The 25,983-nt window shown below is 50.6% G+C and carries 23 protein-coding genes; 17 read left to right on the top strand and 6 right to left on the bottom strand.

Annotated elements, in window-relative coordinates; genetic code table 11:
• The first annotated feature begins 132 nt into the window (after nucleotides 1-132).
• A complete protein-coding gene (gene mdtQ / locus OGX99_RS16640) occupies nucleotides 133-1,572 on the top strand; it encodes a multidrug resistance outer membrane protein MdtQ (protein ID WP_286538945.1) in 1,440 nt (479 codons plus the stop codon).
• A gap of 24 nt (nucleotides 1,573-1,596) precedes the next feature.
• Here mdtQ and OGX99_RS16645 read toward each other — a convergent pair whose 3' ends face one another.
• Nucleotides 1,597-2,169 carry a DedA family protein gene (locus tag OGX99_RS16645; protein WP_151219819.1) on the bottom strand — a complete coding sequence of 191 codons (573 nt, stop codon included), beginning with the start codon at nucleotides 2,167-2,169 and terminating at the stop codon, nucleotides 1,597-1,599.
• Between the two features lie 164 nt (nucleotides 2,170-2,333).
• Between OGX99_RS16645 and OGX99_RS16650 the strand changes: the two genes are divergently transcribed.
• Nucleotides 2,334-2,921 (top strand): Yip1 family protein, encoded by a 588-nt coding sequence (locus OGX99_RS16650; protein ID WP_151219818.1) that lies wholly within the window; start codon nucleotides 2,334-2,336, stop codon nucleotides 2,919-2,921.
• A gap of 180 nt (nucleotides 2,922-3,101) precedes the next feature.
• Complete coding sequence (pbpG, locus tag OGX99_RS16655) at nucleotides 3,102-4,049, top strand: D-alanyl-D-alanine endopeptidase (RefSeq protein WP_151219817.1); 948 nt, start codon at nucleotides 3,102-3,104, stop codon at nucleotides 4,047-4,049.
• A gap of 99 nt (nucleotides 4,050-4,148) precedes the next feature.
• Here the strand turns inward: pbpG and dld are convergent, their stop codons facing one another.
• Nucleotides 4,149-5,858: a D-lactate dehydrogenase gene (gene dld / locus OGX99_RS16660; RefSeq protein ID WP_210904570.1), complete on the bottom strand. Its 1,710-nt coding sequence runs from the start codon at nucleotides 5,856-5,858 to the stop codon at nucleotides 4,149-4,151.
• 232 nt (nucleotides 5,859-6,090) lie between these two features.
• Between dld and bglX the strand changes: the two genes are divergently transcribed.
• The 5 genes from bglX to OGX99_RS16685 all read left to right on the top strand — a co-directional run bounded on the left by bglX (nucleotide 6,091) and on the right by OGX99_RS16685 (nucleotide 12,368).
• The gene (gene bglX, locus OGX99_RS16665; RefSeq protein ID WP_286544262.1) at nucleotides 6,091-8,388 is read left to right on the top strand and encodes a beta-glucosidase BglX; all 2,298 of its coding nucleotides are present in this window, start codon (nucleotides 6,091-6,093) and stop codon (nucleotides 8,386-8,388) included.
• Nucleotides 8,389-8,613: 225 nt separating this feature from the next.
• Entirely contained in the window at nucleotides 8,614-9,531 is a 918-nt protein-coding gene (gene osmF, locus OGX99_RS16670; protein ID WP_286544265.1) for a glycine betaine ABC transporter substrate-binding protein OsmF, read from the top strand.
• Between the two features lie 15 nt (nucleotides 9,532-9,546).
• Entirely contained in the window at nucleotides 9,547-10,713 is a 1,167-nt protein-coding gene (locus tag OGX99_RS16675) for an ABC transporter permease (RefSeq protein WP_279574401.1), read from the top strand.
• Complete coding sequence (locus tag OGX99_RS16680) at nucleotides 10,706-11,653, top strand: ABC transporter ATP-binding protein (protein WP_286544268.1); 948 nt, start codon at nucleotides 10,706-10,708, stop codon at nucleotides 11,651-11,653. The genes OGX99_RS16675 and OGX99_RS16680 overlap by 8 nt, the downstream gene beginning before the upstream one ends.
• Nucleotides 11,637-12,368 (top strand): ABC transporter permease, encoded by a 732-nt coding sequence (locus OGX99_RS16685; RefSeq protein ID WP_151219812.1) that lies wholly within the window; start codon nucleotides 11,637-11,639, stop codon nucleotides 12,366-12,368. Before OGX99_RS16680 ends, OGX99_RS16685 begins: the two co-directional genes overlap by 17 nt.
• On the opposite strand, the gene OGX99_RS16690 is transcribed toward OGX99_RS16685, so the two are convergent.
• Nucleotides 12,349-12,456, bottom strand: coding sequence for a protein YohO (locus tag OGX99_RS16690; RefSeq protein WP_151219811.1), 108 nt, complete (start codon nucleotides 12,454-12,456; stop codon nucleotides 12,349-12,351). The two genes, OGX99_RS16685 and OGX99_RS16690, sit on opposite strands and share 20 nt — an antisense overlap.
• A gap of 74 nt (nucleotides 12,457-12,530) precedes the next feature.
• Nucleotides 12,531-13,262 carry an HTH-type transcriptional regulator MlrA gene (gene mlrA / locus OGX99_RS16695; RefSeq protein WP_151219810.1) on the bottom strand — a complete coding sequence of 244 codons (732 nt, stop codon included), beginning with the start codon at nucleotides 13,260-13,262 and terminating at the stop codon, nucleotides 12,531-12,533.
• 225 nt (nucleotides 13,263-13,487) lie between these two features.
• Here mlrA and OGX99_RS16700 point away from each other — a divergent pair, with 225 nt between their 5' ends.
• Genes OGX99_RS16700 through OGX99_RS16710 form a run of 3 tightly spaced genes read left to right on the top strand, consistent with a single transcriptional unit; the run spans nucleotide 13,488 to nucleotide 16,406 of the window.
• Entirely contained in the window at nucleotides 13,488-15,173 is a 1,686-nt protein-coding gene (locus OGX99_RS16700) for a sensor histidine kinase (protein WP_151219809.1), read from the top strand.
• Nucleotides 15,170-15,889, top strand: a complete 720-nt coding sequence (gene btsR, locus OGX99_RS16705; protein ID WP_103770480.1) for a two-component system response regulator BtsR — start codon at nucleotides 15,170-15,172, stop codon at nucleotides 15,887-15,889. The genes OGX99_RS16700 and btsR overlap by 4 nt, the downstream gene beginning before the upstream one ends.
• Before the next feature lie 46 nt (nucleotides 15,890-15,935).
• Nucleotides 15,936-16,406 (top strand): YehS family protein, encoded by a 471-nt coding sequence (locus OGX99_RS16710; protein ID WP_003027346.1) that lies wholly within the window; start codon nucleotides 15,936-15,938, stop codon nucleotides 16,404-16,406.
• Between the two features lie 42 nt (nucleotides 16,407-16,448).
• Here the strand turns inward: OGX99_RS16710 and OGX99_RS16715 are convergent, their stop codons facing one another.
• Both OGX99_RS16715 and metG read right to left on the bottom strand, forming a co-directional pair.
• Nucleotides 16,449-16,907 (bottom strand): YehR family lipoprotein, encoded by a 459-nt coding sequence (locus OGX99_RS16715; RefSeq protein WP_187253397.1) that lies wholly within the window; start codon nucleotides 16,905-16,907, stop codon nucleotides 16,449-16,451.
• Nucleotides 16,908-17,069: 162 nt separating this feature from the next.
• Nucleotides 17,070-19,103: a methionine--tRNA ligase gene (metG, locus tag OGX99_RS16720; protein WP_151224718.1), complete on the bottom strand. Its 2,034-nt coding sequence runs from the start codon at nucleotides 19,101-19,103 to the stop codon at nucleotides 17,070-17,072.
• A gap of 163 nt (nucleotides 19,104-19,266) precedes the next feature.
• On the opposite strand from metG, the gene apbC reads away from it, so the two are divergent.
• The 6 genes from apbC to OGX99_RS16750 all read left to right on the top strand — a co-directional run bounded on the left by apbC (nucleotide 19,267) and on the right by OGX99_RS16750 (nucleotide 25,983).
• Entirely contained in the window at nucleotides 19,267-20,376 is a 1,110-nt protein-coding gene (gene apbC, locus OGX99_RS16725) for an iron-sulfur cluster carrier protein ApbC (protein ID WP_048211189.1), read from the top strand.
• 275 nt (nucleotides 20,377-20,651) lie between these two features.
• A complete protein-coding gene (locus OGX99_RS16730; RefSeq protein WP_151224717.1) occupies nucleotides 20,652-20,927 on the top strand; it encodes a DUF2574 family protein in 276 nt (91 codons plus the stop codon).
• A 282-nt stretch (nucleotides 20,928-21,209) separates the two neighbouring features.
• The gene (yehD, locus tag OGX99_RS16735; RefSeq protein WP_151219803.1) at nucleotides 21,210-21,740 is read left to right on the top strand and encodes a fimbrial protein YehD; all 531 of its coding nucleotides are present in this window, start codon (nucleotides 21,210-21,212) and stop codon (nucleotides 21,738-21,740) included.
• 63 nt (nucleotides 21,741-21,803) lie between these two features.
• Nucleotides 21,804-22,484 carry a fimbrial assembly chaperone gene (locus tag OGX99_RS16740; protein WP_286544273.1) on the top strand — a complete coding sequence of 227 codons (681 nt, stop codon included), beginning with the start codon at nucleotides 21,804-21,806 and terminating at the stop codon, nucleotides 22,482-22,484.
• 14 nt (nucleotides 22,485-22,498) lie between these two features.
• Nucleotides 22,499-24,988, top strand: coding sequence for a fimbrial biogenesis outer membrane usher protein (locus OGX99_RS16745; protein WP_286544277.1), 2,490 nt, complete (start codon nucleotides 22,499-22,501; stop codon nucleotides 24,986-24,988).
• An 11-nt stretch (nucleotides 24,989-24,999) separates the two neighbouring features.
• Entirely contained in the window at nucleotides 25,000-25,983 is a 984-nt protein-coding gene (locus tag OGX99_RS16750; RefSeq protein WP_286544281.1) for a fimbrial protein, read from the top strand.

Raw genomic sequence — 25,983 nt, forward strand, 5'->3', positions numbered from 1 at the left:
TATCTTATTTGTTTGGCCTATATTTTTCTGATTATATATTTTTATTGCCAAAGGTGTATTGCCACGCGTAACTAAAAAAGCAATAGCGACACGTCGTAATCTCTGCACATCTTTTCTTACCAGTATCTCTCCATGAATCGTAATTCCCTTTTTATTACTACGGCATTGTTGCCGCTTTTTATTTTTATGTCAGGCTGTGCGCCCATGCATGATGATCGCCAGTCTCTTTCACAGCAGACCCCAGCAACGAATGCCGATACTACATTGCCTGCTGCGTTGAAAAATGGCTGGCCGGACAGCCAATGGTGGAAGGCATATCACGATCCCCAGCTTAATGCGTTGATTGACAGCACGTTGCGAAATTCTCCAGATATGCAGGTAGCGGAACAACGTATTCAACTGGCGGAGGCACAGGCTAAGGCCGTAGAGGCGCAGGATGGCCCGGAAATTGATTTCTCTGCGGACGTAGAACGTCAGAGAATGTCCGCGGAAGGGTTGATGGGGCCGTTTGCGCTTACCGATCCGGCTGCCGGGACGACAGGGCCGTGGTACACCAACGGCACCTTTGGATTAACTGCAGGCTGGAATCTGGATCTGTGGGGGAAAAACAGGGCCGAAGTGACGGCGCGTATTGGGGTCGTTAAGGCGCGTGAAGCCGAGCGCGAACAAACCCGACAACTGTTGGCGAGCGGCGTCTCTCGTCTGTACTGGGAATGGCAAACGCAGGCAGCCCTGAAAACCGTTTTGACGCAAATCGAAACCGAGCAGAAGAATATCATTGCCGTCGATCGTCAGCTGTACCAAAACGGTATTACGTCTTCGGTGGAAGGCGTTGAAACCGATATTGATTCCAGCAAGACGGAACAACAGCTGAACGATGTCAGCGGTAAAATGAAGGTAATTGAAGCGCGGCTGAGCGCGCTAACCAACGCGCAGTCCACTGCCCTGAAGCTGCATTCAACTACGCTGCCCGCCGTTGAAAGTCAGCTCCCGCCCCGGTTAGGTTATTCGTTGCTGGCTCGCCGAGCGGATTTACAGGCGGCGCACTGGTACATTGAATCATCCCTGAGCAGCATTGATGCCGCGAAAGCAGCGTTTTATCCCGATGTGAATCTGATGGCATTTTTACAACAGGATGCGTTGCATCTGAGTGATCTTTTCCGTCATTCCGCGCAGCAACTGGGCGTAACGGCCGGGCTGACGCTGCCTATCTTTGACAGCGGCAGGCTGAACGCGAATCTCGACATAACGAAAGCGCAAAGTAACCTGACGGTGGCGAATTACAACAAAGCCGTGGTGGATGCGGTGAATGACGTGGCGCGTGCAGTATCGCAAGTGGCAACCCTGGCGCAGAAGAATCAGCATCAGCAGCAGATTGAGCATGATGCGCAGCGCGTAGAGGGGCTGGCGCAGGCGCGCTTTAATGCCGGAATTATTGCCGGTTCCCTGGTCAGTCAGGCAAAGATCCCAGCACTACGCGAACATTGTAATGCTCTGATTTTACAGGGACAGTGGCTGGATGCTTCCATCCAGTTGACCAGCGCGTTGGGGGGCGGTTACCACGCGTCGTAACGCACCGGCCCGGTAAATATCACCCTACCGGGCTGTACTTTTGCTGCTGCGTTTTTTTAACCACCACCGAGCGCCCACTACCAGCGCAATTACCAGAACCAGCCATATCCAATGCTTAATGTGTTGGTCGAGATTGTGTAGCCACGGCGCGATGACTTCTCCTCCCACATAGCCCAGCGTGGTAAATATCAGCGCCCATGCCAGCGCTCCCAGAATATTCAACGGCAGGAAAATTTTAGGCGGCAGATGACTTGCGCCAATCAGCAATGGGCCGATCACGCGAAAACCGTACATAAAACGGGTACCAATCACGAACAAATAGGGACGGCGCTGGATCATTTTCTGTGCCCGGCGGATTTTGTCGCGATGTTTTGAGAAACGACGCAAAATTTTGCCACCGTAACGACGCCCCAGCAGATACAGCAATTGATCGCCAATCATCCCGCCCAGGGCCACCGAGATAACCACCAAAGGAAATTTAAGTAACCCCTGATGTGCCGCTACGCCGCCCAGCAGGGTAATGGTTTCGCCTTCGGCCAAACTGCCAATGACCAACGCGGCGTAACCGTAATGTGCAATAAGATTGTTTATATCCATACGTCTGGATGACCTCCTGACATCAAGCATACACCCTGTGAATCATCGTTGGGTTTAAAAGCGTGGAATTAGCAGTTCGTCATTTTTGTTGTTGTACAAAAATTAATCCAAAGCTGAATTATACTTGAACTGTTGAGGTCCGGAGCTGGCAAGAAGGGGGCGGTATGAACCATGTCTGGGGGCTGTTTTCCCATCCCGATCGTGAAATGCATGTGATCAACAGCGAAAACGAAAGCGTTTCGCATCACTATACCCATCATGTACTGCTGATGGCGGCAATCCCGGTTATTTGCGCGTTTATTGGTACCACACAAATTGGCTGGAGTTTCGGCGATGGCAATGTCCTGAAATTATCCCTGTTGACCGGATTTGCAATGGCAATTCTGTTTTACGGGGTGATGCTGGCAGGCGTCGCCGTTATGGGCCGGGTAATCTGGTGGATGGCGCGTAATTATTCGCAACGTCCGTCGCTGGCACATTGTATGGTCTTTGCTGGATATGTCGCGACGCCGCTATTTTTAAGCGGACTGGTCGCACTTTATCCGCTGGTCTGGCTGTGCGCATTGGTCGGAACTATCGCGCTGTTTTACACCGGTTATCTACTTTATCTCGGCATTCCGACATTCCTGAATATCACCCGCGAGGAAGGGTTAAGCTTTTCCAGCTCGACGCTGGCGATTGGTGTACTGGTACTGGAGGTTCTGCTGGCTATTACGGTGATCCTGTGGGGTTATGGCTATCGGTTATTCTGACGGATAAACCTGTCTGCGCTGCGTTGTTGCCGTAAAAGTCAGCAACGCAGCATTTCGAGACGATTCTCCTGTGGCGGCAAACCTGCCGGATCGCTATGATGCCTGAGCTAGCTTGAGATAATACTTAATCTCTGGCGGTGTGCGTTGTGACGTGCGTAAACCATTATCAGAAATCTCATCATGCTGAAATTCCGAGTTTCATTATTAAGCCTTGCCCTGGTGCTGGCTGTTCCTTTTGCACCCCAAGCCGTGGCGAAAACGGCAACTACCGCAGCGGCTTCTCAACCAGAGATAGCGTCCGGTAGCGCGATGATTGTTGATCTGAATACCAACAAAGTTATCTATTCGAACCACCCGGACCTGGTGCGTCCGATTGCGTCGATTACCAAATTAATGACGGCGATGGTGGTGCTTGACGCGCGACTGCCGCTGAATGAAAAGTTGAAAGTGGATATCAGCCAGACGCCGGAGATGAAAGGCATTTACTCTCGCGTACGACTGAACAGTGAAATCAGCCGCAAAGACATGCTGCTGCTGGCGCTGATGTCATCAGAAAACCGTGCAGCGGCGAGCCTGGCGCATCATTACCCGGGCGGGTATAACGCGTTTATCAAGGCCATGAATGCCAAAGCGAAAGCGCTGGGCATGACCCAGACACGCTTTGTGGAACCCACCGGGTTATCGATCCATAACGTCTCGACCGCCCGTGATTTAACCAAACTGCTGATTGCCAGCAAACAGTATCCGCTGATTGGCCAGCTAAGTACGACGCGTGAAGATATGGCGACATTTGCCAACCCGGCGTATACGCTGCCGTTTCGTAACACCAACCATCTGGTATACCGCGATAACTGGAATATTCAGTTAACCAAAACCGGGTTTACCAATGCGGCGGGCCACTGTCTGGTGATGCGCACGGTGATTAACAACAAACCGGTTGCACTGGTGGTGATGGATGCCTTTGGCAAATATACCCACTTTGCCGATGCCAGCCGTTTACGTACCTGGATCGAAACGGGCAAGGTAATGCCGGTTCCGGCGGCGGCGCTGAGCTATAAAAAGCAAAAAGCGGCGCAGATGGCGTCGGCAGGTACTGCGACGGGTGAGCAAACCGCGCAAAACGATTAAATAAGACGCTATCTGGCCTACATGGCACTCATGTTGCTGTAGGTCAGGCAAGCAAAGCGCCTCCGGCAACATGTCCGGGGGCGCTTATCTTTTCCCGGTTTACGACTCTTTCCAGTATTTCAGCTTACTCGTTTTACCGATACCCGGATTCATACTATTGGTCGGGTCATTCTCACGGTAAAAACGGGTCAGGGTTTCCGGTGCCTGATACAGATGCCCGACGTTATGCTCTGCCGGGTACTGCGCCCCGCGCTCGCGCAGGAGTTCCAGCATCTGCTCTTTCAGCGCATGCGCATCCACGCCTTTTTTCACGATGTAATCCTGATGGAAGACGTAACACATAAAGTGACCGTAATAGAGTTTGTGCACCAGCTGGCTGTCGATCTCTGGCGGCAGATGCTCGTACCATTCGGTGTCGTTACGGCGTAGCGCGATATCCAGCGCCAGAATATCTTCCACTTCATCTGCATGCACGGCCTGATAACGTATCGCCGCGCCAGCCGCCGCAAAACGATGCAAAAATGCCTTGCTGCCTTCTTCCGGCGTACAGGCAAAGAAGTCGCCTTCAGCGGTTTTGAAATACTCGCTGAGCCAGTTTTGTGCTTCAGCCACGCCGCCACCGGCCATTTTTAACAGCAGGTGATGTTCGTATTTATCGCGCCAGCTTTTCATGCGCGCCGGTAAGTGGCTGGGGAACAAATGGCCAAACTTCTGCATGGCGCGATCGGTAAAGTGCGGACGGAAAATTTTCACTTTTTCCAGCATCGCATCGGTGCGGCCTTTCAGGGTGAAGAAGAACGGCATTTTGTCGGTGCCGAGCTTGTCGATCATCAGAAACGTATCTTTGCCGTATTGCTCTGCGATATCGTAAATGTCGCGGTGCATGTATTCACCGGCGACCGGCAGATGCTCAAATTTTGCCAGAATATGACGGCGAATTTCCGTTAGCACCTCAGGCTGATTGGTGCCGATGTAAAAGACCTGCTGATTTTTTTCGGCCTCGAAGGTGTCCAGACGCACGGCGAAAACCGCGAGCTTACCTGCACAACCGGATGATTCAAACAAGCGATCCGGGTCGGCGTTATAGCGGGCTGGCGTGTCCGCCTCAATATCTCTGACGCGGGTGACGTAGTCGTGATCGTGCGCGTGTCGCCCGTCGTGGCGGACATCGTCATCTTTAATCCGTTCGTCATCAAGTTTGCTCAGGATCTGCTCCGGGGTCTGGCCCAGCTCGATACCCAGATGGTTGACCAACTGCAATTTGCCCTGTTCGTCAATACGTGCAAACAGCGACATCTCGGTGTATGCCGGGCCGCGTTGTACCAGCGAGCCGCCGGAGTTGTTGCAAATGCCGCCAATTACCGAAGCGCCAATACAGGAGGATCCGATCACTGAATGCGGCTCACGGCCAAACGGTTTGAGCGCCTTTTCCAGCGAATACAGCGTTGTACCGGGATAAGCCAGCACCTGTTCGCCTTTGCCGATGACGTGCAGTTTATCCAGACGCAGGGTGCTGATAATGACAATCTCGCGGTCGTAATCATTACCGCTCGGCGTAGATCCTTCGGTCAGGCCGGTATTGGCGGCCTGCATGAGGACAATTTTATCTGCGGCGACGCAAGCGTTGAGGACGCGCCACAGTTCTAAAAGCGAGCCCGGGAATACAACGGCGAGCGCTTCGCCCTGACCGGAGCGGAATCCCTTGCGATAGCGGGCAGTTTTAGCAGGTTCAGTAAGCAGGTGAGAATGACCCACCAGACGGGTCAGTTCATTAAGGAAAGCTTTATTATCGGTTGTAATGGAAGACATTCTCCACTCCTTGTGGTGGGACTCAATATCAGGAACAAGCATAGCGCTTTGTATGACAATACGCTTTCTCATTCATATTGTCTCTGGTTCGTCTTCTAATGATTTGCGCTGGTTTTGAAAATTAGGAGAATAACCTTAGCTTTCTTTATCACTCCCGTTTAGTCTTACGGCAAACTGCGGTTTTTGTTATATTTTCGCTGCTCCGTCGGGAAAAAATAAAGAGAGAATCAACATGAAATGGCTATGTTCTGTAGGTGTCGCGGTGAGTCTGGCGTTGCAGCCCGCGTTGGCGGACACTCTGTTTGGTAACCATCCACTGACGCCAGAAGCGCGGGATGCCTTCGTTACCGATTTACTTAAGCAGATGACCGTGGATGAGAAAATTGGGCAACTTCGTTTGATAAGCGTCGGGCCTGATAACCCGAAAGAAGCCATCCGCGAGATGATCAAAGACGGGCAGGTTGGGGCAATTTTTAACACCGTCACGCGCCAGGATATCCGCAAAATGCAGGATCAGGTGATGGAACTTAGCCGCCTGAAAATTCCTCTCTTTTTTGCCTACGACGTATTACACGGCCAGCGTACCGTGTTCCCGATAAGCCTCGGTCTGGCATCCTCCTTTAATCTCGATGCGGTCAGAACCGTGGGGCGGGTTTCCGCCTATGAAGCTGCCGATGATGGTCTGAATATGACCTGGGCGCCGATGGTCGATGTCTCACGCGATCCTCGCTGGGGGCGCGCCTCGGAAGGGTTTGGTGAAGATACCTATTTGACCGCCACGATGGGCAAAACCATGGTGGAAGCGATGCAGGGGAAAAGCCCGGCAGACAGGTATTCGGTAATGACCAGCGTCAAGCACTTCGCCGCATATGGCGCGGTTGAAGGTGGGAAGGAATACAACACCGTCGATATGAGCCCGCAGCGTCTGTTCAATGATTATATGCCACCGTACAAAGCCGGGCTGGACGCCGGTAGCGGTGCGGTAATGGTGGGTCTTAATTCGCTGAACGGTACACCGGCGACGTCGGATGCCTGGCTGTTAAAAGACGTGCTGCGCGATGAGTGGGGCTTTAAGGGCATCACCGTTTCCGATCACGGTGCGATTAAGGAACTGATTAAGCACGGTGCCGCTGCCGATCCTGAGGACGCGGTGCGCGTGGCGATCAAGTCCGGTATCAACATGAGTATGAGCGATGAGTATTACAGCAAATACCTGCCGGGGTTGATTAAGTCAGGCAAAGTGACGATGGCGGAGCTGGACGACGCCGCGCGTCATGTGCTGAACGTAAAATATGATATGGGGCTGTTTAACGATCCGTACAGCCATCTGGGGGCTAAAGAGTCTGACCCACAGGACACCAACGCGGAAAGCCGTTTGCATCGCAAAGAGGCGCGTGAAGTGGCGCGTGAAAGCCTGGTGCTGCTGAAAAACCGTTTGGAAACCTTGCCGCTGAAAAAATCCGCCACCGTAGCAGTCGTCGGTCCGCTGGCCGATAGCAAGCGTGATGTTATGGGCAGTTGGTCCGCTGCCGGTGTTGCCGAACAGTCAGTAACAGTGCTGACGGGAATTAAAAATGCCCTCGGCGAGCAGGGGAAAGTGGTGTACGCCAAAGGGGCGAATATCACCAACGACAAAGGCATTGTCGATTTCCTCAACCTGTATGAAGAGGCAGTGAAGGTTGATCCTCGCTCGCCGCAGGCGATGATCGATGAAGCCGTGAACGCCGCGAAGCAGTCTGACGTGGTGGTTGCGGTGGTCGGCGAAGCGCAGGGCATGGCGCATGAAGCCTCCAGCCGCACCGATATCACTATTCCACAGAGTCAGCGTGACCTGATTGCCGCCCTCAAAGCAACGGGTAAACCGCTGGTTCTGGTGCTGATGAACGGACGTCCGTTGGAGTTGGTTAAAGAAGATCAACAGGCCGATGCGATCCTCGAAACCTGGTTTGCCGGGACTGAAGGCGGTAACGCCATCGCCGATGTGCTGTTTGGCGATTACAACCCGTCAGGTAAGCTGCCGATGTCTTTCCCGCGCTCTGTCGGACAGATCCCGGTCTATTACAGCCATCTTAATACTGGACGCCCGTATAATGCGGAAAAGCCGAACAAGTACACATCGCGCTACTTTGATGAAGCGAATGGTCCGTTGTATCCCTTTGGCTATGGCCTGAGCTACACCACGTTCACGGTTTCTGATGTGAAGCTTTCTTCTCCAACGATGAAACGTGACGGGACCGTGACGGCCAGCGTGCAGGTGACCAACACCGGGAAGCGCGAAGGTGCGACGGTGATTCAGATGTATTTACAGGACGTGACCGCTTCCATGAGTCGTCCGGTAAAACAGCTGAAAGGTTTTGAGAAAGTGAATCTTAAGCCGGGCGAAACCCAGACAGTCAGCTTCCCGATCGACATTGAAGCGCTGAAGTTCTGGAATCAGCGTATGCAATACGATGCAGAACCGGGCAAGTTTAACGTCTTTATCGGTGTGGATTCCGCCAGAGTGAAGCAGGGCGAGTTTGAACTGCTGTAATTAATAACGCCACGCATCATGCCTGATGGATACACTTATCGGGCCTGCAAAATCAGATCATCCGGCAAATTCACTTTGGGTTTGCCGGATTTTTTTATTTTATCATCGCCTTACCGAGAATATCTCTCAGCGTTATTACCCAATTGCCAGGTTAATGCCTGATTTTTCGACTATGCTTTTTCCTCAAGTCTCTGAAAGGAGCCGTAAAAGAATGAGGAGAGCTGCATGATAATCTCAAAAGTTTGGGTGGGTTCGCTGGCGTTGTTAGCGGTGGTGAGTATGCCCTTACAGGCCGCGTCACCCGTCACGGTCAGTTCAAAAATAGATACCGAAGGCGCGCTGCTCGGCAATATTATTTTGCAGGTTCTCGAAAGCCATGGCGTGAAAACCGTCAATAAAGTGCAGCTGGGGACTACTCCGGTGGTGCGTGGGGCAATTACCTCTGGTGAGCTGGATATTTATCCGGAATACACCGGCAATGGGGCATTCTTTTTTAAAGATGAAAATGATCCGGCGTGGAAAAATGCCAGCGCTGGTTATGAAAAAGTGAAAAAGCTGGACGCTGAGAAAAATAAACTGGTCTGGTTAACGCCTGCCCCCGCCAACAACACGTGGACCATTGCGGTACGTCAGGATGTCGCGCAAAAGAACAAACTTGAGTCCCTTGCTGATTTAGGCCGCTACCTGAAAGAGGGAGGGACGTTCAAACTTGCCGCCTCTGCGGAATTCATCGAGCGGGCTGACGCGCTGCCTGCGTTTGAAAAAGCCTATGATTTTAAACTGAATCAGAATCAGCTGCTGTCGCTGGCGGGAGGGGATACCGCGGTGACGATTAAAGCAGCGGCGCAGCAGACCTCAGGGGTCAATGCGGCGATGGCCTATGGCACCGATGGTCCGGTTGCGGCGTTGGGTTTGCAAACATTGAGCGATCCAAAAGGCGTCCAGCCCATTTATGCGCCAGCGCCCGTCGTGCGTGAATCGGTGCTGAAGGACTACCCGCAAATGGGAGAATGGCTGCAACCGGTATTTGCCAGCCTGGATGAAAAAACGTTGCAACAGTTGAATGCCAGCATTGCCGTGGAGGGACTGGATGCGAAAAAAGTCGCAGCAGATTACCTGAAGCAAAAAGGATGGGTTAAGTAACGGCGTCTGCAGCGGGTGGGTGTTTTGTCGAATTTTTCAGTCAATCGGGTGCTGTTGCTGCTGTTGCTTCTTACTTTCGCGGCGGCAGCGCTTCCTTTTATTAGCTATGCTCCCAATCGCCTGGTGTCCGGCGAAGGTCGTCAACTCTGGGATATCAGCTCCTACACGACATGGGGATTGGCGGTGGCCTGTTTGCTGCTGTGTGTGTTGAGCGTTGTACCGGGAAGGTCCGGCAATATATTGGCGCTTATCGTTTGCCAACTGTTGGTGATTGCCGCGCTGGTAACCGCAGGTACAACGGCAACGTATCTGGCGAAGACGGGTAGTCCGCTGGCCAGAACCAGCCTGGGCAGCGGGTTCTGGTTAGGCGTGGGGCTGATGCTGCTGGCCGCCAGTGACGCTATTCGTCGCATCACCGCTAAGGCGCTGTGGCGTTGGGTGCTGCATGCGCAAATATTCATTGTGCCGCTGGTGCTTTTGTTCTCCGGCACGCTTAACGATCTTTCTCTGCTTAAAGAGTATGCCAATCGTCAGGACGTCTTTAACGATGCGCTGGCGCAACATTTGACGATTCTGTTCGCAACCGTGGTGCCCGCGTTGCTTATTGGCGTGCCGCTGGGCGTCTGGTGTGCTTTTTCCGTCGCCCGCCAGGGGCCAGTTTTCGCACTACTGAACATCATCCAGACCATTCCCTCCGTCGCGCTGTTTGGCCTGTTAATTGCGCCGCTGGCCGGGCTGGTGAAGCACTTTCCCGTGTTGGGCTCGCTCGGTGTTGCCGGAACCGGTCTGACGCCTGCGCTTATTGCGTTGGTGTTGTATGCGCTGTTACCGCTGGTTCGTGGCGTCGTTGCTGGCCTGAATCAGGTTCCGCGCGATGTGCTGGAAAGCGCCCGGGCGATGGGGATGAGCACGCGTCAGCGGTTTATCTCAGTGCAATTTCCCCTGGCGCTGCCGGTCTTCTTACGCAGTTTGCGCGTGGTGATGGTCCAGACGGTGGGGATGGCCGTGATAGCCGCGCTGATTGGCGCAGGGGGATTTGGCACCCTGGTCTTTCAGGGATTGCTCAGTAGCGCCGTTGATTTAGTGCTGTTGGGTGTGATCCCGGTTGTTGTCTTGGCAGTGTTGATTGATGCGCTGTTTGATTTAGGGCTCGCGCTGCTAAAGGTATCGAATAATGATTGAATTTCGTCACGTCAGTAAAATCTATGATCAGCAAAAAGCCGTCGATGACCTTAACCTGCAGTTAGGGGAGGGCAGCTTTTCGGTGTTAATCGGTACGTCAGGTTCGGGGAAGTCCACCACGCTGAAGATGATTAACCGACTGGTTGAGCACGACAGTGGGCAGATCCGTTTTGCCGGAGAAGAAATTCGTAGCCTGCCGGTGCTGGAGCTAAGGCGGCGCATGGGGTACGCGATTCAGTCTATTGGTTTGTTTCCCCATTGGACCGTCGCGCAGAACATCGCCACCGTACCGCAGCTGCAAAAGTGGTCGCGCTCGCGTATTGATGACCGCACAGATGAACTGATGGCCCTGCTGGGCCTTGAGGCGAATTTGCGTCACCGTTATCCGCATCAGCTTTCCGGCGGACAGCAGCAACGGGTCGGGGTTGCGCGCGCGTTGGCGGCAGATCCGCAGGTACTACTGATGGATGAGCCTTTTGGCGCGCTGGATCCTGTCACCCGTGGTGCGCTACAGCAGGAGATGACGCGTATTCACCGTTTGCTGGGGCGTACTATTGTGTTAGTGACGCATGATATCGACGAGGCGCTAAGGCTGGCTGAGCATCTGGTCCTGATGGATGCTGGAAAGGTTGTCCAGCAAGGTACACCGCTGTCGATGCTGACCGCGCCAGCGAATGATTTCGTGCAAACTTTTTTTGGCCGCAGTGAACTGGGCGTACGGCTGTTGTCGTTGCGTACGGTAGGTGATTTTATCCGTCGCGGCGAACACTCGGACGGCGAGCCGCTGGTGGATGAAATGACGCTTCGTGATGCGTTGTCGGTGTTTGTGGCGCGGGGCTGCGACGTATTGCCGGTCGTGACCACGCAGGGATTGTCCTGCGGTACGCTTCATTTTCGCGATTTGCTTTCGGAGACGCCGACCCGTGAAACGTCTTGCTGATCCGCTGCTATGGCTTATTGTCGTGTTCCTGATCCTGTTGGTGGGGTTGCCTCACAGTCAGGCCCTGTTTAGTTCGCTGTTCCCTGCGTTGCCGCGCCCCGTGTATCAGCAGGAAAGTTTTATGGCGTTGGCGCTGGCCCATTTTTCTCTGGTGGGGATCTCAAGCCTTATCGCCGTATTGATTGGCGTTGGGGCGGGTATTGCGGTAACCCGATCCTGGGGCACGGAATTCAGGCCGATAGTGGAAACCATTGCCGCCGTGGGGCAGACATTTCCTCCGGTCGCTGTGCTGGCTATTGCCGTACCGGTGATGGGGTTTGGTCCTGAGCCTGCAATTATTGCGCTGATCCTGTATGGGGTATTACCGATCTTACAGGCAACTCTGGCGGGACTTGGCGGCATTTCTTCCAGCGTGATGGATATCGCCAGTGGAATGGGCATGAGTCAGGGGCAGCGGCTGCGTAAAGTGGAGTTGCCGCTGGCGGCACCGGTTATTCTGGCGGGCATTCGCACGTCGGTCATTATTAATATTGGCACCGCAACGATAGCTTCAACCGTCGGGGCAAATACGCTGGGCACGCCGATTATCATCGGGCTTAGCGGGTTCAATACCGCCTATGTGATTCAGGGAGCGCTGCTGGTCGCGCTGGCGGCGGTAATTGTCGACCGCGGATTTGAACGATTAGCGAGCTGCCTTACCCTGCACGTAAAATGAATGTGTAACCTGCCAGCATGACACCGCCGATACCGCCGATGGCCATCAGCAGGAAGAGGGTGATGACACCGATTTTAGCTGCGTTCATTATGCACTCCTTATGTGAATCTAAGGATTGTACACTTTTGTTAATAAAATATTAAGAGCTTATCCCAGTAGGCTCTAAATACCGAGTGGATAAATATCGTGACCTAACGCGCGCCATTCGCTTAACTGTTGCTCCTGAGCGGGCGTTTGGCTTTCGCCGCACCAGATAAGTAAGGTGCGGCCTGCAAACAGCTCTGGTCGCAATTGGTTCAGTGAGTGGGCGAGGACGTCAACGCGCCATCCCTGCTGGCTGGCGACCCACCCCTCCAACCATAAGCGGGTGGTATCATGAATATTCCAGCCGACAACCAGGGCATCTTTGCCCTGTTTCTTGCGTGCCGAAGCCAGACAAATCGCGATGTAATTAATGAGGACGCCGTCGAGGATCCCCAGTAACGCCTGGAGGATCGGCTGCTGACATTGCAGACGTCGGCGTAACGGAATGAATAAATGGGTGTTGAGCGTTTGTGCGGGATAATCCTGACCACGCTCTTTGATCCACATTCTGAGGCTGTGCAGATTACTACTTTGCAAATAGCTCAACAGCGTCTCTTGTTGTTCGCGCCAGCCGTTATGCACATCAATATTTTCATTGCTGAGCAACGTTTTTACCTTACTGACCTGAACGCCATTGTTGATCCAGCGTTTTATCTCACGGATCCGGTCGATATCCGCGTCGTTGAACAGGCGATGCCCGCCATCTGTCCGCTGCGGTTTCAGTAATCCGTAACGCCTCTGCCACGCGCGTAAAGTGACAGGGTTGATATCACAAAGCAAAGCCACTTCACCTATTGTGTAAAGCGCCATCGTTGTCTCACTTATGCTTGCGAGGTCCCAGTTTTACTTTAGACGCTCTTTTGCGAACCAGGTAGTTTTGGCTGTTTTTTGATCAATAAATGGGTGGGTTTGTAGCCATGCTCGCGCTTTCGAGTGATCGTTCTCACAAATTCCTTTTTTTTTGCAACACTTCAAAGAAAGTTACGCGCAGCCCATGTATGTTACGCGCTTTTAAGTGATGTGTGGTTGGCGGGTATGTACGAGTTTAATCTGGTGTTGCTGCTGCTTCAGCAGATGTGCGTGTTTCTCGTTATCGCGTGGCTCATGAGCAAAACGCGTTTGTTTATTCCGCTGATGCAGGTGACTATCCGGTTGCCGCACAAACTGCTTTGCTACGTTACCTTTTCCATTTTCTGCATTTTGGGCACCTATTTCGGGCTGCACATTGATGACTCCATTGCGAACACTCGCGCTATTGGCGCTGTAATGGGCGGGTTGCTTGGCGGCCCGGTGGTCGGAGGTTTAGTTGGCCTGACCGGCGGTTTGCATCGTTATTCGATGGGCGGAATGACGGCACTTAGCTGCATGATTTCGACCATTGTGGAAGGTTTGCTTGGCGGGCTGGTGCATAGCGTGCTTACCCGCCGTGGCCGTACCGATAAAGTCTTCAGCCCGTTGACGGCGGGTGCCATAACTTTTGTCGCCGAACTGGTGCAGATGTTGATCATCTTATTAATCGCCCGGCCGTTTGATGATGCCTATCGACTGGTCAGCAATATCGCCGCGCCGATGATGGTGACGAATACCGTGGGCGCGGCCTTGTTTATGCGTATTTTGCTCGATAAACGAGCGATGTTTGAAAAATATACTTCGGCTTTTTCCGCCACCGCGCTCAAAGTTGCCGCCTCAACGGAAGGGATTTTGCGCCAGGGCTTCAACGAGGTTAACAGCATGAAAGTCGCTCAGGTGCTGTATGAAGAGCTGGACATCGGTGCCGTGGCGATTACCGACCGCGAGAAGCTGCTGGCGTTTACCGGTATCGGTGACGACCATCATCTGCCGGGTAAACCTATCTCTTCCTCGTACACTCAGAGGGCGATTGAAACCGGAGAGGTGGTTTATGCCGACGGCAATGAAGTCCCTTATCGCTGCTCTTTGCATCCGCAATGCAAATTAGGCTCGACGCTAGTGATCCCTTTGCGGGGAGAGAACCAGAGGGTGATGGGGACCATCAAATTGTATGAGGCCAAAAACCGTCTCTTTAGCTCGATCAACCGCACGTTGGGGGAAGGGATCGCCCAACTGCTTTCGGCGCAGATACTGGCCGGGCAGTATGAGCGGCAAAAAGCGATGCTCACGCAGTCGGAAATCAAACTACTGCATGCGCAGGTGAATCCCCATTTTCTGTTTAATGCGCTCAACACGATCAAAGCCGTGATCCGACGTGATAGCGAGCAGGCCAGCCAACTGGTGCAGTATCTGTCGACGTTCTTTCGCAAAAACTTAAAACGCCCATCGGAGATTGTGACGCTGGCCGATGAAATTGAACACGTTAACGCTTATTTGCAAATTGAAAAGGCACGGTTTCAGTCGCGCCTGCAGGTAACTTTGACGGTGCCGGATGCGCTTTCGTATCAGCAATTACCCGCCTTTACCCTACAACCTATTGTGGAGAATGCTATCAAGCACGGTACCTCTCAGCTGCTGGATACCGGGGAAGTGTCGATTACCGCCCGTCGCGAAGGACAGTATCTGATGCTGGATATTGAAGATAATGCCGGGTTGTATCAGCCAACGTCTGAGGCCAGCGGATTGGGTATGAGTCTGGTTGATAAACGACTGCGCGAGCGGTTTGGCGATGATTTTGGCATCAGCGTAGCGTGTGAACCTGACCGCTTTACCCGAATCACTTTACGACTTCCTCTGGAGGAACTGGCATGATCAAAGTGCTGATTGTCGATGACGAACCGTTAGCGCGGGAGAATCTGCGGATCCTGTTGCAAGAGCAAAGCGACATCGAGATTGTCGGCGAATGTTCGAATGCGGTGGAAGCCATCGGCGCGGTACATAAACTGCGTCCGGATGTCCTGTTCCTTGATATTCAGATGCCGCGTATCAGCGGTCTGGAAATGGTTGGCATGCTTGATCCCGAGCATCGCCCGTACATTGTTTTCCTGACCGCTTTTGATGAATATGCGGTGAAAGCATTTGAAGAACACGCGTTTGATTATCTTCTCAAGCCGATTGAAGAGGCGCGGCTGGAAAAAACGCTGAGCCGTTTGCGTCAGGAACGCACGAAACAGGATGTTTCGCTACTGCCAGAGAATCAACAGGCGCTGAAATTTATTCCGTGCAGCGGTCACAGCCGAATTTATTTACTGCAAATGGATGACGTGGCGTTTATCAGCAGCCGTATGAGTGGCGTGTATGTGACCAGCAGCGACGGCAAAGAAGGCTTTACCGAGCTTACACTCAGAACGCTGGAGAGTCGCACGCCGCTTTTGCGCTGTCATCGACAATACCTGGTGAATATGGCGCAATTACAGGAGATACGTCTGGAAGACAACGGCCAGGCCGAGTTGATTTTACGTAACGGTCTGACGGTTCCGGTAAGTCGTCGTTATCTTAAAAGTCTAAAAGAGGCGATTGGACTGTAAAACTGATACACTGCGCACCATTGCATCACCGACAGTTGAAGGCTCTATGCTAAGTAACGATATTCTTCGTAGCCTGCGCTACACCCTGAAAGCGAACAATAACGACATGGTGCGTATTCTTGCGCTTGCTGACATGGAATCCATCTCCGCAAATTTCGATACCTGGACGACAAAAGAAGATGAAGACGGGTTTGTTCGCTGCCCGGATATCATTCTTTCCGGTTTTTTAAACGGTCTGATTTATCATCTGCGCGGCAAAGATGATTCTGCGCCGGAACTGGCGCTTGAGCGTCGTGTTAATAACAATACGGTGCTGAAAAAGCTGCGTATCGCCTTTTCGCTGAAAACCGATGATATTCTGGCGATTATGACCGAGCAGAAATTCCGTGTGTCGATGCCGGAAATTACCGCCATGATGCGCGCGCCGGACCATAAGAATTATCGCGAATGCGGCGATCAGTTCCTGCGTTATTTCCTGCGTGGTTTAACGTCGCGAGAGCATAAAAAGAAAGCGTAAAGCAGCGCTGGCGACCACGATCAAAATCGGGTCGCCGATGCTTTACTTCACTTCTTTAAAACCCGCCGATTCCATTACCGTTTGCATTTGCTTCATGCTGATGTTTTTATCGGCGTTTTCAGATAGTTTAATCCCTGAAATGGCCTGCAACGCTTTTATATCAACTTTTTCCATATCGATAGTGACATTTTCTTGCGCGTAGGTATCTGAATAGGTAAGTTTTTCTTCTATACCAGTAATGTTTTGATATTTGGTGCTTAACGCGTTGAATACTATTGCTGCTTCTTCTTTATTGCTGGCACCGACTGACGCATAGCTGATTTTACTTTCAGAGATTTGCTTTAGGACCTTATCACCTTTATACGTGTAAGAAACGGTGATATCAGAACCGTTAAGATTGGCATTGAATGTTTTCGTTTCTTCTTTATCACCACATCCCGCCAGGAAAAAAACAACAATCGACGCAACAGCGAGAGAAACAAATTTTTGCAACGCTTTCATGTAAAACTCCATTTTATGAATATTGAATACCAGTGAGAGATAGAATAAGGCGAATAGCAGTGGCTGAGCAGTCCGGAAATGGAGCAGGGGAGAATTTCAGATTAGGGGAAGAATTGATGCAATAAAAAAAGCGCTGCGGTTGCAGCGCTTGTTGTTTCTAACTTACTTCACCTGTTGGCCTGGTTTTGCACCTTCATCCGGGCTTAACAGGAAGATATCTTTCCCACCAGGACCTGCTGCCATCACCATCCCTTCAGAAATGCCGAAGCGCATCTTACGAGGAGCCAGGTTGGCAACCATAATGGTCTGACGCCCAATCAGGGTCTGCGGATCCGGATAAGCAGAACGAATACCAGAGAAAACGTTGCGCTTCTCGCCGCCGAGATCCAGCGTCAGGCGCAGCAGTTTATCGGAACCTTCCACGAACTCTGCGTTTTCAATCAGCGCCACGCGCAGATCAACTTTGGCGAAATCGTCAAAAGTGATGGTTTCCTGAATCGGATCATCCGCCAGTGGGCCGGTTACCGGTGCGGCAGCGGCTTTCACTTCTTCTTTCGACGCCTCAACCAGCGCTTCAACTTGTTTCATGTCGATGCGGTTGTAGAGCGCCTTAAAGGTGTTGACTTTATGACCGAGCAGCGGTTGTTCGATGCCATCCCAGGTCAGTTCGCTGTTGAGGAATGCTTCGACACGTTCAGCAAGCGTCGGCAGTACCGGCTTCAGCCAGGTCATCAGGACGCGGAACAGGTTAATGCCCATGGAGCAAATTGCCTGCAGGTCGGCGTCACGGCCTTCCTGTTTAGCCACGACCCACGGAGCCTGTTCGTCAACGTAGCGGTTAGCTACGTCGGCCAGCGCCATGATTTCGCGGATTGCTTTACCGAATTCACGGTTTTCCCACGCTTCACCAATCACCACTGCAGCGTCTGTAAAGGTTTTATACAGCGCAGGATCGGCCAGTTCAGCCGCCAGCACGCCGTCAAAGCGCTTACTGATAAAGCCCGCGTTACGGGACGCCAGGTTGACCACTTTGTTGACGATATCAGCGTTGACGCGCTGGACAAAATCTTCCAGGTTCAGGTCGATATCATCAATACGTGAAGAAAGCTTCGCCGTGTAGTAGTAGCGCAGGCTGTCGGCGTCAAAGTGCTTCAGCCAGGTGCTGGCCTTAATGAAAGTGCCGCGAGATTTAGACATCTTCGCGCCGTTTACCGTCACATACCCGTGAACGAACAGGTTAGTCGGCTTACGGAAGTTACTGCCTTCCAGCATGGCAGGCCAGAACAGGCTGTGGAAGTAGACGATATCCTTACCGATGAAGTGATACAGCTCGGCGTCGGAATCCTTCTTCCAGTACTCATCAAAGCTGGTCGTGTCGCCGCGCTTGTCGCACAGGTTTTTGAACGAGCCCATATAGCCGATTGGCGCATCCAGCCAGACGTAGAAATACTTGCCGGGCGCGTTCGGGATTTCAAAACCGAAGTACGGGGAATCGCGGGAAATATCCCACTGCTGCAGGCCGGATTCGAACCATTCCTGCATTTTGTTCGCCACTTGCTCCTGCAACGCACCGCTGCGCGTCCACGCCTGCAACATTTCGCTGAATGACGGCAGGTCAAAGAAGAAGTGTTCGGAGTCACGCATTTCCGGCGTCGCCCCAGAAACCACAGATTTCGGCTCGATAAGCTCGGTAGGGCTGTAGGTTGCGCCGCACACTTCACAGTTATCGCCGTACTGATCCGGAGATTTACATTTCGGGCAGGTGCCTTTAACGAAACGATCCGGTAGGAACATGCCTTTTTCTGGATCGTAAAGCTGGGAGATAGTACGGTTCTTAATAAAACCGTTCTCCTTCAGACGTGTGTAAATCAGCTCAGACAACTCACGGTTCTCTTCGCTGTGCGTAGAGTGGTAGTTGTCATAGCTGATGTCAAAACCCGCAAAATCAGTCTGATGCTCCTGACTCATTTCACCGATCATCTGCTCTGGCGTGACCCCAAGCTGCTGCGCTTTCAGCATGATTGGCGTACCGTGTGCGTCGTCTGCGCAGATGAAGTTAACCTGGTGGCCGCGCATTCGCTGGTAACGGACCCAGACATCAGCCTGGATGTGCTCCAGCATATGGCCGAGGTGGATAGAGCCGTTGGCGTACGGCAGCGCGCACGTTACCAGAATTTTCTTCGCGACTTGAGTCATAGTAGGCAATTACTTCTTTTGTAGTGAAAAGGGCTTTGATAGTACCAAAATGGTAATTACTGCGCCAAGCGATAAGGGCATTTATCCGTAAATGAATAATTGTTGCCGTTGGAGTAAACTAGCGGTGACTATTGTATATTCAGAACAACAAAAAGGAGTCGGGATGAACGCACAATCCCAGGCCAAATCACCAGAGACCCTGCGCGCCATGGTTGCCGGGACGCTGGCGAATTTTCAGCATTCAACCCTGAAGCATAATCTGACGACGCTTAAAGCGTTGCATCACGTCGCCTGGATGGATGACACGTTGCACGTTGAGCTGGTCATGCCGTTCGTCTGGCATAGCGCGTTTGAGGACTTAAAAGAGCAATGTAGTGCCGACCTGCTGCGCATTACCGGTGCGAAAGCGATCGACTGGAAACTGTCGCATAACATCGCGACGTTAAAACGCGTGAAAAACCAGCCGGGCATAAATGGTGTAAAAAACATCATCGCAGTCAGCTCGGGTAAAGGTGGTGTAGGTAAATCCTCTACCGCCGTGAACCTGGCGCTGGCGCTGGCTGCTGAAGGAGCGAAGGTAGGTATTCTGGACGCCGATATTTATGGCCCGTCTATTCCGACAATGCTCGGCGCGGAAAACCAGCGTCCAACCTCACCTGACGGTACGCACATGGCGCCGATCATGTCTCACGGTCTGGCGACGAACTCCATTGGTTATCTGGTCACTGATGATAACGCGATGGTGTGGCGTGGCCCGATGGCCAGCAAAGCGCTGCTGCAGATGCTGCAGGAAACCTTATGGCCGGATCTTGATTACCTGGTACTGGATATGCCGCCGGGTACGGGTGACATCCAGTTGACGCTGGCGCAGAACATTCCGGTAACGGGAGCTGTTGTGGTGACCACTCCGCAGGACATTGCACTAATCGATGCCAAAAAAGGCATTGTGATGTTCGAAAAAGTCGAAGTACCGGTGCTGGGTATTGTTGAGAATATGAGTATGCATATTTGCAGCAACTGCGGTCATCACGAGCCAATCTTTGGCACCGGTGGGGCGCAGAAGCTGGCAGAGCAGTATCACACTCAACTGCTGGGACAGATGCCGCTGCATATTTCCCTGCGTGAGGACCTCGATCGTGGTATGCCGACGGTCATCAGCCGTCCTGACAGCGAATTTACTGCCATTTACCGCAGCCTGGCAGGGCGTGTCGCTGCCCAGCTCTACTGGCAGGGAGAAGTTATCCCTGGTGAGATCGCCTTCCGCGCAGTGTAATTTTAGCTGTAGCCGTGGTTTTTAATCCATTCGCCGCATCAATAATATATTGATGCGGTGAATGTATTTAGTGAAAAGTTGAACCCTGATATTTATCCAGCCTGTATAATTCATGTCTTTTTCTGAATAATCCTCTTTAATGCATCATTTAAATTGATCAATCTAATCCCATCAATCTACAATTCCGATTGGATTGAGCGGTGTATTTCGCCCATACTGTCACTTAACAGGCCATCTGCATGTTATTTGATGTTAACCACAGGAGTTACGATCAAATGAAAAAACATTGGCTGATGGGAATTATAATTCTGACTTATGGAATGAGTGTTTTTGCTTCCGATACTGCCTCTTTAACCATCGACGGCAGGGTAGTCGAACCGACTTGTAGTACTGATGTTGTAAATAATGAAATACATCAACGATGTGGAGAAACTCTTCATCTTTCAACTATCAACAATGTGACGTCTTCGCCTGCGCGAGGCGTGGTGACTGATATTGTTATTGTTCATGGTGATAGTTCGCGGCAGATCGTGCTAAATAGCTATGATTAAAAAAGTTTCTTTTTATTTATGGCTAGATATAGTTTTGAAGAATGATGCCTAGTTTTATATTTGTTTGAAGAATCCCGTCCCGGCTAGTTAATGCCATTAAGTTATTAATTCTAATGATAACTTAAATTGTCACTTATTTGTTGTGATTATATTGCAATGATTAATTTGAGTTAAGTCAATAAAACAACGCGTTTACATTGCGGTAACTTTTTTCCTGTGAGAATTTAATTTCAAGAAATACCACCTCTTAATAATAGAAATTAATTCATTAAGGAAGATATTATGAAAGCTTCAATCATTTCTGCTACTGTTCTTTCTGCTGTATTTATGAGCGCAGGGGCTTTTGCTGCTGATACCGATCAGGGTGAACTGATTATTACTGGTAAGGTGGTGGGAACTACCTGTAAATTTACGGGCGATAGTACGGCGACCATTGGTATGAACCAAATTGGTGCTGACAGATTAAATACCTTAAGCGCTGGTGGTGTTTATGATGGATACTCAAATAAAACCACCGTTCCCTTAACCGTTGAATGTACTGGTACTGCAGCGCCGAAAATAACTTTCTCCAGCTCGCAATTTGACAGTAATAATAAACACATTACACGAAATACCGCATCAAATAATGGTGCTGGTTTTGCGGTCTATTATGGTGATAAACAGGTTAATCCTGATTCAAGTATTAATTTAACGAAAACCGCAGACAATAAATATGTTCTGGACTTTAGCGCACGCTACGCGAAAGTGGGTTCAACTGACGTCACCGCTGGTGATGTGGCCTCTTCGCTGACGATGACTGTAGTTACTGATTAAGATTACAATCCTGTTTGTCGGCGGCTGTGGCCGCCGGTTTTTGCTGTAGTAAGGATAATTATAATGAAAAAGTTATTAATATTATTTTTTGCTGGCTCGGTAATGCCGGCGTGGGGAGGTATTTATATTTACGGCACTCGTGTCATTTATCCGGCGCAGAAAAAAGAAATTACCGTGCAAATCATGAACGAAGGCAGTCGTGGTGCTCTGGTTCAGTCGTGGATTGACGATGGTGATACCAGCCTGCCGCCAGAGAAAATTCAGGTACCGTTTGTGATGACTCCGCCAGTAACAAAGGTTAGCGGTGGTTCCGGCCAGCAGCTGAAAATTAAGCAGTTAGCAAATACGTTACCGAAAGATCGTGAAAGCCTTTTTTTTCTTAATGTGCTCGATATACCTCCTAATTCAGCGGAATCAGAAGGTAAAAATATAATTAAATTTGCTATGCAGAACCGCATAAAATTTATTTATCGCCCACAGGGTGTTTCTGGTGTTGATAAAAAAAGTTTTACCCATCTGAATGTCAGTCATGCTAGTGGTGGGATAAAAATTAAAAATAATTCTGCTAACTGGATTACTATTCCTGAATTGATAGGTGGTTCAAAAATTAATAAGGAAACGTTACTGTTAGCACCGTGGTCAGAGAAAATGTTAAGTACTACCGCTGTTGTTAGTGACTACAAGGTTACACTTATTGACGATTACGGTAATTATTTGAGTGAAAGAATAGAAACTGAAAAATAGCTCAAGGACTGGCTATGTTAAAGATTAATTCGATTACACTGGCCATCCTGTCGGTGCTGACGGCCTCATCATCTGCATGGGCTGAAGAAGAAACCTTTGATACCCACTTTATGATCGGTGGTTTAAATGGTGAAAAAATATCCCGCTATCAAATTGATGGCGATAAGCCAATGCCCGGAATGTATGAAATGGATGTTTATGTAAATAATCATTGGCGGGGTCATTATAATATTAATATTAAATCCGATTCGGATGCGGCATGCTTATCCTGGGCGCAGTTGCAGAAAATTGGTATTCGTACTGAGGGGATTAAAGCAGATAAAACTGTAGAGTGTGTACCGCTGCGCGCGGCAGTTCAGGGCGGCAGTGTCGGTTATGACATAGGGCAATTTATTCTGAATCTAAGCGTGCCGCATGCGTATGTGCTTGAACATGAGTCAGGATATATGTCGCCTGAAACCTGGGAACGCGGGGTTAACGCTTTTTATACATCTTATTACGCCAGCCAGTATTACAGTAATTATAAACACGGCGGCGATGATAAAAGTAGCTATGTGAACCTGAATAGCGGGTTGAACCTGCTTGGATGGCAGTTGCACTCAAATGCCAACTATATAAAAGGCAACGAGAACAGCGGTAATTGGAAAAGTAACACGTTATATATGGAGCGCGGTATCCCGCAAATACTTGGCACGCTACGTACCGGAGATATGTACACCGGTTCGGATATCTTTGACGCGGTACGTTTTCGCGGTGTGCGTATCTGGCGTGATATGCAAATGTTACCGAACTCAAAACAGAATTTTACCCCAGTAGTACATGGGATTGCCCAGAGCAACGCGTTGGTAACCATCGAACAAAACGGCTTTGTTATTTATCAGAAAGAAGTTCCACCAGGCCCATTTGCTATTGATGATCTGCAACTTGCTGGCGGCGGCGCGGATTTAGATGTGAGCGTGAAAGAGGCCGACGGCTCAGTATCCCATTACCTGGTGCCTTATTCATCTGTGCCGAATATGCTGCAGTCAGGCGTATCAAAATATGATTTTGCTGCCGGGCGTAGCCATATTGAGGGGGCTGGCAATCAGTATGATTTCCTACAGGGCAGTTATCAGTATGGTATGAACAATTTGCTAACGGTCTATGGCGGTACAATGCTGTCGCAGAATTATTCTTCATTTGTGCTCGGGACCGGCTGGAATACACCTATTGGCTCGGTATTGGTAGATGCCACGCGATCACATAGCGAACAGGATAATGGTGATGTTTTTGATGGTCAGAGCTATCAGGTTGCGTGGAACAAGTATGTCGCCCAGACCAGCACGCAGTTTGCGCTGGCAGCTTATCGTTATTCATCGCGGGATTATCGTAGCTTTAATGACTACGTGTGGGCGAATAATAAAAATCACTATCACCGCGATGAAAATGATGTTTATGACCTTGCGGACTACTATCAGAACGACTTTGGCCGTAAGAACAGTTTTTCTCTGAACATCAACCAGGCACTGGCTGCTGATTGGGGATTTCTGGCCGTCAGCGGTTTGTGGCGTGACTACTGGCAACGTAGTGGAACGGGTAAAGATTATCAGTTGAGTTATTCGAACACGTGGCAGCGAGTTAGCTATACCTTTGCCGTTAGCCAAACGTACGATCAGGATAATCACGAGGATAAGCGTTTTAACCTGTACATTTCCATCCCGTTTTCGTGGGGGGACGGTATTTCCGCTCCTCGGCGCGATCTGTTCGTTTCTAACTCAACTACGTTTGATGATGATGGTTATCAGTCGAATAACGCCAGCTTAAGCGGGGTGGCGGGTAATCGCGATCAATTCAGCTATGGCGCCAACCTCAGTCACCAACGACAAGAGAACGAGACAACGGCGGGCGGTAGCATGGTCTGGCGCGCGGCAATGGCGACTGTGGGCGGCAGCTACAGCCAGTCGAATAAGTATCAACAGGCCAGCGGTAATATTCAGGGCGGTGTTGTGGTGTGGTCTGACGGCGTGGCGCTGACGTCCCGGCTTTCCGATACTTTCGCCATTGTTAAAGCGCCGGGGTTACAGGGGGCGGCGGTGCAGGGACAGCGTTACTTAACGACGAACAGCAAAGGTTACGCGGTTTATGACGGCCTGACCCCGTATCGCGAAAATATGCTGATGCTGGATCTTTCTGACAGCCACAGCGATGTTGCCTTACTTGGCAACCGCAAAGGTGCGGTACCTTATCGCGGTGCGGTTGTACTGGCGGAGTATGAAACTGACAGGCGTAAACCCTGGTATTTTCTTGCCCAGCGTCCGGACGGCTCTCCGTTATCGTTTGGCTATGAGGTTGAAGATAGTGCGGGTAATAACATTGGTCTGGTCGGCCAGGGCAGTCGGTTATTTATTCGCACCAACGACATTCCTGCGTCGGTACGCGTCGCGGTTAATAAACAGCTGGGACAATTCTGCACGATTACCTTCGATAAGGCGATTGATGAGAATGAAGTCTATATTTGCCGATAAGGATGCGAAATATGAAAGAGTATCTGTATTTACTATTTTTGCTATTGTCATCCTTTGGGGTACAGGCGGGATGTACGTTTCAGTCATTAAACGGGGGAACATCGACAATCAATCTGGATATGACATCCGGTAAGGCGACAGCAAAAGTAAATCTCAATGCCAGTGGCAATATAACATGTACTGCTAATACCGATAGTTTATATTATGCAACACCCCTCAAGGATTATATTGTTGCTATCCAGGGGAGCAGCGGTAAGAAGGTATTAATTAGTATTAATTTAACGAGTAATGATTTTCCTGTCAGTATTGGTCGAACAACTGTAAGTGCCGGTGGAACACTAAATACCAAGAATTTCACCATTACAGCAAGTTATTTGAGTTCAGGAACCGCAAAACAGACGGTATCTGGCGATGCGTTTAGTTTGAGCGATTCAGCGGTCAGTATTACTGCTGAAAATGACTGCACAGCAAACTGGTTAGCTTATCTTTTTTGTTGGGCTACAAAGCGGTTGTCGAATACTTCAACCTTTACCCAGAATATGAACTTCACTGTAACGCACAAACCAACAACCTGTCGTTTCTCAAAAACTACATATGAGATAAAAATGCCGGATACGACGCTAAAAGAAATATTAAGTGCAAACAATACTAAATCAGGTTCTACAGATCTCACACTGAGTTGCGAAGGTATCAACGGCGTCACTACCAATCCAGTCAGTTTTAAAGTTGCGCGTGGCGACTGGAATGATAGTGGGACAATATTGATAAATACTTTAACGGGTGGTGCAAAGGGCGTAGGTTTCCAGATTTACAACGGCAGTGCGACCTCGCCGTTGAAATTGGGGGATACGCTGATGAACAAAATACCTAAACTGACTGAAATCAAAAGTGGCTACACGTTCCCCATCACCGCGAAATATGTTCGCGTAACAGGAGAATCACTACAGCCTGGTGAGGTACAAAGTAAAGTGATCTTTGCGGTATCTTACGACTGA

This window comes from Citrobacter sp. Cu096 (assembly GCF_030332285.1).
In the GTDB taxonomy this organism is placed as follows: Bacteria; Pseudomonadota; Gammaproteobacteria; order Enterobacterales; family Enterobacteriaceae; genus Citrobacter; species Citrobacter meridianamericanus.

Coding starts and splice junctions, on each gene's coding strand:
- mdtQ (WP_286538945.1), top strand. CDS start 133: ATGAATCGTAATTCCCTTTTTATTACTACGGCATTGTTGCCGCTTTTT.
- OGX99_RS16645 (WP_151219819.1), bottom strand. CDS start 2,169: ATGGATATAAACAATCTTATTGCACATTACGGTTACGCCGCGTTGGTC.
- OGX99_RS16650 (WP_151219818.1), top strand. CDS start 2,334: ATGAACCATGTCTGGGGGCTGTTTTCCCATCCCGATCGTGAAATGCAT.
- pbpG (WP_151219817.1), top strand. CDS start 3,102: ATGCTGAAATTCCGAGTTTCATTATTAAGCCTTGCCCTGGTGCTGGCT.
- dld (WP_210904570.1), bottom strand. CDS start 5,858: ATGTCTTCCATTACAACCGATAATAAAGCTTTCCTTAATGAACTGACC.
- bglX (WP_286544262.1), top strand. CDS start 6,091: ATGAAATGGCTATGTTCTGTAGGTGTCGCGGTGAGTCTGGCGTTGCAG.
- osmF (WP_286544265.1), top strand. CDS start 8,614: ATGATAATCTCAAAAGTTTGGGTGGGTTCGCTGGCGTTGTTAGCGGTG.
- OGX99_RS16680 (WP_286544268.1), top strand. CDS start 10,706: ATGATTGAATTTCGTCACGTCAGTAAAATCTATGATCAGCAAAAAGCC.
- OGX99_RS16690 (WP_151219811.1), bottom strand. CDS start 12,456: ATGAACGCAGCTAAAATCGGTGTCATCACCCTCTTCCTGCTGATGGCC.
- mlrA (WP_151219810.1), bottom strand. CDS start 13,262: ATGGCGCTTTACACAATAGGTGAAGTGGCTTTGCTTTGTGATATCAAC.
- OGX99_RS16700 (WP_151219809.1), top strand. CDS start 13,488: ATGTACGAGTTTAATCTGGTGTTGCTGCTGCTTCAGCAGATGTGCGTG.
- btsR (WP_103770480.1), top strand. CDS start 15,170: ATGATCAAAGTGCTGATTGTCGATGACGAACCGTTAGCGCGGGAGAAT.
- OGX99_RS16710 (WP_003027346.1), top strand. CDS start 15,936: ATGCTAAGTAACGATATTCTTCGTAGCCTGCGCTACACCCTGAAAGCG.
- OGX99_RS16715 (WP_187253397.1), bottom strand. CDS start 16,907: ATGAAAGCGTTGCAAAAATTTGTTTCTCTCGCTGTTGCGTCGATTGTT.
- metG (WP_151224718.1), bottom strand. CDS start 19,103: ATGACTCAAGTCGCGAAGAAAATTCTGGTAACGTGCGCGCTGCCGTAC.
- apbC (WP_048211189.1), top strand. CDS start 19,267: ATGAACGCACAATCCCAGGCCAAATCACCAGAGACCCTGCGCGCCATG.
- OGX99_RS16730 (WP_151224717.1), top strand. CDS start 20,652: ATGAAAAAACATTGGCTGATGGGAATTATAATTCTGACTTATGGAATG.
- yehD (WP_151219803.1), top strand. CDS start 21,210: ATGAAAGCTTCAATCATTTCTGCTACTGTTCTTTCTGCTGTATTTATG.
- OGX99_RS16740 (WP_286544273.1), top strand. CDS start 21,804: ATGAAAAAGTTATTAATATTATTTTTTGCTGGCTCGGTAATGCCGGCG.
- OGX99_RS16745 (WP_286544277.1), top strand. CDS start 22,499: ATGTTAAAGATTAATTCGATTACACTGGCCATCCTGTCGGTGCTGACG.
- OGX99_RS16750 (WP_286544281.1), top strand. CDS start 25,000: ATGAAAGAGTATCTGTATTTACTATTTTTGCTATTGTCATCCTTTGGG.